General features: G+C 67.8%; 6 protein-coding genes and 1 pseudogene. 3 read left to right on the forward strand and 4 right to left on the reverse strand.

From position 1 onward, the window contains the following. Nucleotides 1-123 precede the first annotated feature (123 nt). Nucleotides 124-1452 (forward strand): HNH endonuclease, encoded by a 1329-nt coding sequence (locus ACIRR9_RS19255; RefSeq protein WP_403753046.1) that lies wholly within the window; start codon nt 124-126, stop codon nt 1450-1452. Nucleotides 1453-1553: 101 nt separating this feature from the next. Beyond that, entirely contained in the window at nt 1554-2894 is a 1341-nt protein-coding gene (locus tag ACIRR9_RS19260; protein WP_403753049.1) for a hypothetical protein, read from the forward strand. 171 nt (nt 2895-3065) lie between these two features. Here the strand turns inward: ACIRR9_RS19260 and ACIRR9_RS19265 are convergent, their stop codons facing one another. From ACIRR9_RS19265 to ACIRR9_RS19280, 4 genes and pseudogenes are all read right to left on the reverse strand, one after another. Continuing rightward, nucleotides 3066-6971 (reverse strand): AAA domain-containing protein, encoded by a 3906-nt coding sequence (locus tag ACIRR9_RS19265; protein WP_403753052.1) that lies wholly within the window; start codon nt 6969-6971, stop codon nt 3066-3068. A 6-nt stretch (nt 6972-6977) separates the two neighbouring features. Then, on the reverse strand, nt 6978-7373 hold the full coding sequence (locus tag ACIRR9_RS19270) for a hypothetical protein (RefSeq protein ID WP_403753055.1): 396 nt from the start codon (nt 7371-7373) through the stop codon (nt 6978-6980). Between the two features lie 181 nt (nt 7374-7554). Beyond that, nucleotides 7555-8294: pseudogene (locus ACIRR9_RS19275) on the reverse strand (transposase family protein). A 401-nt stretch (nt 8295-8695) separates the two neighbouring features. Next, nucleotides 8696-9430 (reverse strand): TetR family transcriptional regulator, encoded by a 735-nt coding sequence (locus tag ACIRR9_RS19280; protein ID WP_403753058.1) that lies wholly within the window; start codon nt 9428-9430, stop codon nt 8696-8698. A gap of 82 nt (nt 9431-9512) precedes the next feature. On the opposite strand from ACIRR9_RS19280, the gene ACIRR9_RS19285 reads away from it, so the two are divergent. Beyond that, a partial coding sequence (locus ACIRR9_RS19285) for an acyl-CoA dehydrogenase family protein (protein WP_403753079.1) occupies nt 9513-9625 on the forward strand: 113 nt, incomplete at its 3' end.

A 9625-nucleotide genomic window follows, 5' to 3' on the forward strand; every position in this document is an offset into this window, starting at 1 on the left:
CTTGGGCCGTCCTACTGACGGGCCGGGTCCTGGTCACGGTCATCTGCGCGCGCGTATCTGGCGCGTTGCATGGACCTGGGCTCTATGCGAGACCAGGGTCCTTTGTCAGTGGTTGTTCGTAAGATGCGAAGCCTGGAGGTGGTGTTTGTGGCGGTACCTGTTTCGCAGCAGCGCAAACTGAGCCAGCGCTCGGGCAACATCTGCGCGTTTCCAGATTGTGGGTTGCTCCTCACGGCCCAAGGCACGGAGGAGGAACCCGTCGTGGTTCTCGGCGAGATGGCGCACATCGTCGCGGAGAGCCCGAACGGCCCGCGCGGTGACTCGCCGTTGACAGCCGAAGAGCGCAACCGGTATGAGAACCTGATCTTGCTGTGTAACCAGCACCATCAGCTGATCGATTCCGATGGGGCAATCGCCAAGTACACGGTGGAGCGACTCCTCGCCATGAAAGAGGATCACGAGAAGCGGGTGGAGCGCAGGCTGGCAGGCCGTTCCAACGTGCAGGATGAGCTGCCGACCATGGTCAACAGCACTGTGTTCAGCAACGTCTTGCCCGTCACACAGATGCCCCGCTACGTCTACGGGGCGCCCTGCCTGGCCGGCAAGGAGGGCGATGTCAGACCAGAGGGGACGTCCACCGGGGTCATGACGCCCTTCATCCTGCGGGAGGGGTGGCTGTGGGCATTCCAGAACCTGCGGGATGACAGCGGCCCGTTCGCCGCCTTCGTGGATCGCTCTGCAACCGAGCGCTTTGGCACCCGGGAGTGGTGGGCTGATCCCGACAAGCATCAGTGGTACGTGGCACTGCTCAATCGGTCACTGAACAAACTCACCGGTCGCCTCGGTCTACGGCTTGATCGCGACCACCACCGGTACTACTTCGAGCCTGATGAAGCAGGTGTCGAACGCTCAGTGGTGTACCGCCCGTTGAACAAGGACAAGGCAAAGCGGAGCGTGGTCTGGCAGCCCAAGAAGAAGGCCACGGGAGAGGCGCGAAACTACTGGCTCCATCGTGCGGTCTCCTTGCGCTTCTTCCTCATCAACAGCAGCCAATGGTGTCTGAGTATCAGACCCGAACTGCGGGTGACATCGGACGGCTTCGAGTCCATAGAGGCCAAGCACGTTGGGAGGCAGGTCACACGGAAGAAGTCCAGACTGTTTAACTATGACCTCCTTGCTGAGGTGCAGTTCTGGCGGGACTTCCTGGGTAGGAGCGGCCCCCGGATCGGGTTTCCGTTCGGCGAGGGGCAGAGTCTGGTCATCTCGACGTCGTTGAGTAGCGGGCAAGTGCGCTGGCCGGGTATTCCTCCCGAGCACGACATGCCCTTCAAGAACGTCGACTACGTGGATGACCTCTTCACCTGGGGCGAGGCAGAGAGCCTGGGTGAGGACGACGAGGCTGGCCACGTGTTGGACGACGAGCTCGGGGGCCAAGGGGTGATTGTGGGATGACGGTCCGTCCATCCCCGGCCGGTGTCTCGTCTGTCGGATCGCCCTCACTCATCACGAATACGCACTTCTCAGAGCCGTTGCTCCGATTCGCCGATGACGGCTTGCACATTGACCCCAAGGCCGGCATCGCACGCTACGGTCCACGATCCTGGACGGCCTCGGGTCGCCACCCCACGCGGCTGCGCGTGGGACTCATCGGCACCCCAGAGTTTGTCGAGGCCGCGCGAGTCTGGATGAACAGCCGGGCCGAGGGCGTCATCGGAGATGAGAAGAACCCCGAGTTCCCAGGCTGGATGCCCGACCGGGGGTTCTTTTCCTCTCTGGAGTTCGACGATGCGTGGGACGAGGAACTCGGTCAGGTGGAATTGCGACAGGTGCTGGAGATCAAGTCGCAGCAGGAACGCTTCCACGCCGCTGTGACTCTGTTCGAGGCGAAGCTGCGGAGTCTCGCGGAGCGTGACAGCATTCCTGACTACGTAGTGATCGCCCTGTCCGACCAGATTGTGGCCCGTTGCGGTACTGCCGATTACAAGACCGCGGAGAGCGGAGCAGTCCACCGCGATCTGCGCCGTGCGCTGAAGGCAAGTGCCATGAAGTTCCGCCTCCCCACCCAGATCGTCCGAGCACCCACTCTGGACGGGCGAGACAGAACGCCGCCCTCCCGTATCGCATGGAACTTCTTCACGGCGATGTACTGCAAAGCGGGGGGCTACCCCTGGAGCCCTCATGGGCTCACTCCCGGCACTTGTTATGTGGGTATCGGCTTCTACCGTCCGCTCGGCACCGCGCAGGCAACGGTACAGACCAGCTTGGTGCAGGCTTTCGACGAACGCGGGGAAGGACTGGTTCTACGTGGCCACGAGTTCGAGTGGGATCCGAACAGGACCGGAAGCCGTTCACCGCACCTCACGGCGGAAGGCGCCCACAAACTGATGGCCCTGGTCCTCGACCAGTACGAGTCGGTCATGAAGCAGACCCCAGCCCGGATCGTGGTTCATAAGACGTCCCGCTACTGGCCGGACGAGCGTGATGGCTTCCGCTCCGCGATCGAGTCCCGGGTACGGCGGTACGACCTGATGGCCCTTGAGACACAGAGTCGTGTACGGCTCATCACGACCTCCAAATACCCACCATTGCGTGGTACTCGATTCAGCTTCGGCGAGTTGGACTACCTGTACACCACGGGCTACATATCCGCGCTGAGGGAGTTCCATGGCATGCATGTTCCGGCACCTTTGCAAGTGGCTGACCACATCGGACAGGACTCCTCCCGGGACGTGCTCTTGAAGGAGGTTCTGGCCCTCACGAAACTCAACTGGAATTCGGCTGCCCTGGGCGGACTCCTGCCCATTACGATCAAGTTCTCGGGCCTCGTCGGGGAGATCATGAGAGAAATCCCGGCCGACCGGAACCCGCTTCCACAATTCAAGTACTACATCTGAGACCAGGCCGGATTGGTTTACCGTGACCGGTGCGTGCACGGCCAGTTCGGGGGCAGAGCCGACGATATCGACGTGGGCAGGGGACTGTCCCCCGGACTTGACGCATGAGCCGCCCGGCGGTTGGGCGGGCAGCTGAGCCTGGCCGTCGGGCTCAGCTGCCTTCCCCTGCGTTCAGTCGAACAGCGGTGCCAGCGCGGTCTCGCCCGCGATGATGCGCCAGGCGGGCACTCGCACCGTCCGGCTCACGGGGCAGGGTTTGGCCCCATGGCCTCCGGAGGGCAGGCCGGTGAGCAGGTCGCCTCGCGCGTGGGTCAGCCGGAGGTGCCGCGCGGGGTCCGCGCCGGGCCCCGGGCCGGGATCGATCAGCACCGCCGTGTTCTCGCCGGCGTCGGTGAACAGCAGGTCCACCGGGTGGCCGCCCACCAGCACGGCCCGCTCCAGATCGGTGATGCCCCGTCCGGCCAGGTACCGCTGCAGGCGGTCGGCGAGGTCCGCGCGGGCCTCGGCCACCGGGCCGGACGCGCCGACCTCGGCCGTCGTGCCGTCATCGACCGTTCCCAGCGGCGCCGAGCGCGCGGCGAGGAGAGCGGGCAGTCCGCTCTGGTCCTGCCAGAAGGCACGGCCGCCCACCGTGATCAGCTGCGACTTGGCGCGGGTGACCGCCACGTTCCACAGGTTGACCTGGCTCGCGACCCAGTGGGTCGTCCGGGGTGGTGTGTTGTGCGCGGCCACCGGGCTGAGCACCATCACGTCCCGTTGTCCGCCCTGGAAGGTGTGGACGGTGCCGACCCGGACGCGGTCGTCGTCCTGCCACATCCGTGCCAGTGTCTCCTTCTGCGCCCGGAACGGCGTGACCACTCCCACCGTCGCGTCCTGCGGAAGCCCTGCCAGCAGTCCGTCGACCAGGTGCCGGACGGCCTTCGCCTCCTCCGCGTTCCGCCAGGACTGCCCGTCGCCGCCGCGGGCCGACTCCCCGGACGGTACGTCGACCCAGCCGAGCACCGGTGCCGGGTCGGCCGCTCCCCTCGGGTCGTACGCCGGCACCTGCCGTCGCACGTCGGTCAGCACCCGCAACCGGCCGCCGTAGCAATGGCCGTTGACGACGTTCGCGATCCGCGGGTGGCAGCGGTAGTGCTCGTCGAGGAGCAGCGCGCTGTCGCCGTGCTGTTCGGCCGCGTGGTACGAGGAGTACACGTGGTAGGTGAGGCGGTGGTGCTCCAGTTGCGCGGCGCTCAGCCCGGCCCGTACCCGTGCCTGACGCTCCTGCTGCGGTGACACGCCGGGGATGTGCCCGAGCTGCATGGGGTCGCCGATGATCAGTGCCCGGCGGGCCCGGAACAGCAGTGGCAGCACCGACGGGATGGAGCACTGACTGGCCTCGTCGATGACCACGAGATCGAACAGCTTCGGGGCGAGCTCCAGTTGCCGCACCGAGTGGGTGCTGACGGCCCACCCCTTGATGTGCGTCATCAGGTTCTTCTGACTGCGCTGGTAGCCGGAGCGGCGGCGGAGCGCCTGGAGCCGCTGGTTCATGAGCCCGGTGGCCCGGTCCAGGGCCTCGGCGGACAGCGCATGCGACAGTTCCGCCGACAGTCCGGACAGCGCCTCCGCCGTCGCGAGCCGGGACTGCTTGAGCCCTTCCTCGTCCCATTCGCCGTGCCGGTGGACGAGTTCCCGCACCTCCCGCTCCACGGACACGATCCCGGCCAGGGACTTGAGCAGTTCGGGTGGCACGGGTCGTCCTGTCGCCCACTCCGGCCATGCCGGTCCGGCACCGTCCGGGCGCTGCTCCGCCCCCGCCGTGACCAGCGCGGCGAGCGCCCGCCCGCGCCGCCATGACCCCAGCTGCCACCAGCGGGCCCCGGCCGTCTTCAACGCCCGCTCCGCCCACCGGCCCAGCGCCGCGATGCCGTCCACGTCGGCCGCCCAGGCCCCTTCGAGCAGGGACAGGGGCAGCTCCAGGGCCGCGGCCCGCTCCTCCCGGTCGCGGAGCAGTTCCAGCAGCCGTGCCTCCTCGCCGACATGGTGTGCTGCCTGTGCCAGCAGACGGTCGGCCGTTCCCCGTGTGTTGCGCAACTCGCCGCCCACGGTGGCCGATCCGCGCCGTGGTGCCCCGGCCGGTTCGGCGAGCAGCCGTTCCAGCTTGGCCGCCTCCCGCTCCAACGCCTCCGCGTTACCTGTCCGCATGAGCAGGCCGGGTGCGATGTCGTCGCAGCGCTGGGCGACGACGTTCACGGCCTCGTTGTTCGTGGAGGCGACCAGCACCGACTGCCCCGCGGCGACACAGGTGGTGACGACCGCCGTGACGACCTCGCTCTTCCCCGTGCCGGGCGGTCCGGTCGCCACCGTCAGCGGCTGGGTCATCGCCGATGAAATCACCAGCTCCTGGCTTTCGTTGCACGGACCCGGAGTTACTGGCGTCACCGGGTTCACCGCGACGGCGGTCGGGGCCGGCACCTGCCGGGCCCCGCCGTTCAACAGCGCGTCCAGGGCGGTGCCCGCGATCTGCGTGGTCCGCGTGGAGATCTGGAGCAGGTTGTCCACCAGCGCCTGGGTGGCCATGGCCTCCGCGCCCGAAGGCACCAGCAGCACGGCCGCGTTGTGCGCGCCCGGCCGCAGCGCCTGCATCACCGTGCGGTCGCTCAGCGCGGACGGGTCCAGCGGTTCGAGTTCCGGCAGCCCCAGCTCGTCCAGCAACTCCCTGATGGCGCGCAGCATCTGTGCGTCGTTGCCCTCCTGCCAGGCCGGCTGCCAGCGCGCGACCAGGTCGGCGGCATCGCCCGCGTCCAGGAGTTCGGATACGACGCCGCTGTGCAGGGACGGCACCCCGCTGGGCCGGAGCACGTCCCGGCCTTCCTCGTCCGGCGCCAGCTCCATCTGCTGGATGAGCAACGGTGCCAGCTCCACCGTCGCGCGCCGCCCCCGGCCGACGTCCCGCGCGGGCAGTGTGATCGCCGGATAGCCGTACCAGTACTCCTGCCGGGAGCCCGCCTCGGTGTCCGAGCCGCTCCGCCCCTCCTTCGGCCGGGGCAGTGCTCCGGGCGCGACGATGTGCGGTCCGCGCCCCGACTGGATGGTCTCCTCGCCCTGGGTCAGCAGGAAGTACTTCTTGTTCCGGCCGCCATCCCGGTCCGGCCGCATTCCGGCCGCCGCCTGCGCGGTGAGGCAGTCCGCGTAGTACCGCAGCAGCTGCTGCCGGTCGACGCCGTCCCGCTCGTCCGTCTCGGCCAGCTCCCGCGCCTTCAGCAGCGCGGGGGAGTGCCGGACGGCCCCGGAGGTGTCGTGGGGGAGCGCGGGGAGCCGCACCGGCCGTGCCACCGACCGGGCGAAGGGAAGGCTCCGGGTCGCCCTGATCGTGGACTTGGTCGGCCGCTGCTCCTCGGGTACGCCGTCGCGGGTCATCTGCGCGGTCAGGTAGGCGAAGAGGTCGTCCGGGGTGATCCAGCCGCCCTCCTTGATCCGGCCGTTGCGCAGTCCCTCGACGATCTCCCCGGTGAACCGGGAGATGCCGAGGCCCGACCCGGGTGGCGCCATCGCGGAGGCCGCCTGGAGGGCGTCGGACGCGGTGATGAAGTACACGCCGGTCGGCCGCAGCAGGGTGCTCGGCGCGGGCCGGTCCGGTTCCCCCGACGGGCCCTTGGCGGTCCAGCCCTGCACGACGGATCCGCTGGAGCAGCAGTCCAGCAGGACCAGTTTGGAGGCGGCCCGGCAGGACTGCAGCATCCGCTCCAGGAACTCCGCCGGCACAGCCGTGCCCGGCAGGTCGGCGGGGTCGGTGTCCCGGGTCAGGAAGTACAGCTGGCCGTCCTGCTCGCAGTACTCGCCGTGCCCGCTGAAGTAGAGCAGCGCCGTCTCACTGGGCTGCCGGGCCTCCAGGAACGTCTCGACCGCGTGCAGCATCTCCGCCCGCGTCGGCTCTGCGGCCAGCGCGCACTCGTTGTACATGCCGATCTCGGTGTTCTCCAGCACCGCCCGCATGTAGTGCAGATCGGCGCGTACGGCAGGGAGCTCGGCGTACGTCTCGCTGTCGTACGTCGAGACTCCGACGAGTAACGCGTGCCGGTCGTTGTCGGTCATCGCCGCTCAGCCCGCCGTCGTCGCCGTCGTGCCGTCCTCGCCGTCGTCCGTGAGGAACCGCTCGATGAGCGTGTCGTCCTCGCGGGCCTCCTTACCGGTGATGTGCAGGGTCGCCCCGTCGGGCCGCTTGACCACGATGGTGCGCTGCGGCACCCGCGCCAGCCACGTCTGCACCAGCGAGACCACGAACGAACCGGCGCTCAGCAGCAACCCGACGGTCTCGGCCGACGGCCCGCCCTTGTCGCCGACCCCCGCCAGTCTGCCGGGCTCGGGCAGGTCCAGCCTGGCTGTGGGGTCAACCTCGCAGAGCGCGGCGAGCAGTTCGCGCGCGTCCTTACGGGCGCGCAGAGGATCCTCGTCGACGACGGAGATCAGGTATCCGGTGTGGTTGTTGTCGGGCATGGCGGTCTCGTACTCCCCCTGGACTCACGGCTCCTTGCTGAGCGAACGAGACTAGTGCCCGGCACAGACACCGGGCGCCCACGAGGGTTTGCATCCTGCTCGTTGGCGTGAAACCGGCCGACGATGGCCGGGGCGTGAGTGCCTCGCGTCAGATGCAGTTCTGCCCGAACAGTGAGCTCTTTCAGCGCTGCCGCTCGAGGGTGAGGACTGCGGCGGCCATTGACGGCATTCGATTCGGACTGCACCGGGATCTGGGGAAGATGCGCCATGACTTCAGTCGTGCGATGCCGCGCTCGACCGGGGCCCGGGCCGCGGACAGCGCGCGGTTGACGGTTTGCCGGGTCGGCGTGAGGTCACGGCCCGGCGGGCGTCTGAGGGCTGTCGTCACCCATGAGCCCATGTAGGCACGATCGGTGAGGACCGGGATGCCCTGCCGTTCACAGATCCGGATGATCCGGTGGGCGCGGGCCGCGGTGAGATCGTGCACGCGGCCGGGCAGTGCAGGTGAGATCCACAGTAGCTGCCCGGCCGGGTCGGTCACGACCTGCACGTTCACCCCGTGCGGGCGGTGCTTGTGCGAGAAGTCGGCCCGGCTGCCGCCGACCCGGTCGCACTCGGCGAGCGTTCCGTTGAGCAGGATGTGATCGGGATCCGTCTCCCGCAGGATCCGCAGCAGCCCGGGCGCCCGGCGGGACAGATGGCCGACGACGGCGGTGACGTAGGTGTGGGCAGTGCCGACGGATATACCGAAACCGGCGGCGATCCGCGCGAGCGTGTCGTGCCGGCGAAGGTAGACCAGGCCGACGCGAGCACGCTGGTGAGGCGGAAGCTTGCAGCGGCGGTCACCCTCACGGGTGACGATGAGCATGGTCACCCGGCCAGGGCATGCGGGAGGTCGAGTGCGGCAGGACAAGGAACCAACGAGGCTCCTGCGCTGATGAGTTGAGACGTCGAACACCTCTCTCAACGGCACAGGAGCCTCGTGCGTTGCGGGAGGCCACCCCGTCACCCGACCGGTGGCCATTCTGAAAACGCTCAGTGGCTCGTCCTGCATCACGCACCAAGGCCCGCGTCGCATAGCCCCGGCTGATCGCTTCGGCGACCGATGCTGCCGGCCGCGCCCACAACGAGCACCTTCATTGGACCTGGATTCGACGTTGGGAACTCCATTCGTGTCGTGCGTGATCCGATCTCCCGGATTTCCCGGTCACCGTGCCGGATGGCAGGGCGCATCGTGCCTGGGAGTGAGGTTCCGGGGCAGGACAGGGCCCCTTGCAGAGAGTTCAATCTGATAGGGAACCGAGTGCCCTTAAATGGGGAACTTAGTTCCCTCTGTCAGGCCTGGAGGCTTGAAGGTTCTCCAGTTGCTGGACGACTTGCCACATGGGCGTGTTGCTCCGCGTGACCACGATCAAAGTCTCTCCGGCGTCGCCCCAGGTGCGGTGGACCAGGTCGAGGGCTTGGTCGACGCCGGCGGCCGCGTTGCTGCGGGCACCGGAGTGCAGCCAGGCGCGCAGACCGTAGTTGTGTGCGGCGACCACGCTCGCGGCAATCGTGTACGCCCTGACATCCCCGTCTGGCAGTGTGGCGAATCTGCGCTTGAGATAAGCGGCAAGGGCGCGCTCGTAGCGCCGGACCACGGAGGTCTCGTAGGTCTTGAGCGCCGCGACCTTGCGGGTGAGCGCGTACCGCTTCACGGAGAATTCGGCGTTCTCCGCGTACATACGCATGACCAGTCGGGCCGCGCCGCATGCCCGTCCGACCGGGTCGGGATCCTGGGCGCCTACTTCCAGGTAGTGGACCATGTCGGCGAGGGCGCGTTCGTGGTCGGGGAAGACGACTTCTTCTTTGGTGGGGAAGTATCTGAAGAAGGATCGGCGGCCCACGCCGGCCCGGCGCACGATGTCGTCAATTGTCGTGCTGTCGTACCCGTGCTCCGTGAAGAGTTCGAACGCGGCTGACACGAGGAGGTCCCGGATCGGGGCCTTCTCCTGGTCCTCTGCCTCAGCGGGTTCGCTCGGACCGTTCCGCGTCGTGCCGTCGGGCTGCTCAGTCATGGAGACGAAAGTACAGGGTCGCTTCTCTGATGGCACTCAGTGTGCATAATTAGGGTACTGAGTGCCATCTGGTGGAGGATCTATGTCGGACTTCGACTTTTACCGCCCGTCCGAGGAGCACGACATGCTCCGTGACGTCGTCCGCGCGCTGGTCGAGGCGAAGATCGCCCCGTACGCCGCCGCGGTCGACGAGGA

It is taken from the genome of Streptomyces sp. NPDC101234 (genome assembly GCF_044767525.1).
GTDB lineage: Bacteria > Actinomycetota > Actinomycetes > Streptomycetales > Streptomycetaceae > Streptomyces > Streptomyces sasae.

Bases quoted from the DNA above. Each gene is read 5' to 3' on its own strand.
- ACIRR9_RS19255 (WP_403753046.1), top strand. From the start codon at position 124: ATGCGAAGCCTGGAGGTGGTGTTTGTGGCGGTACCTGTTTCGCAGCAG.
- ACIRR9_RS19265 (WP_403753052.1), bottom strand. From the start codon at position 6,971: ATGACCGACAACGACCGGCACGCGTTACTCGTCGGAGTCTCGACGTAC.
- ACIRR9_RS19270 (WP_403753055.1), bottom strand. From the start codon at position 7,373: ATGCCCGACAACAACCACACCGGATACCTGATCTCCGTCGTCGACGAG.
- ACIRR9_RS19280 (WP_403753058.1), bottom strand. From the start codon at position 9,430: ATGACTGAGCAGCCCGACGGCACGACGCGGAACGGTCCGAGCGAACCC.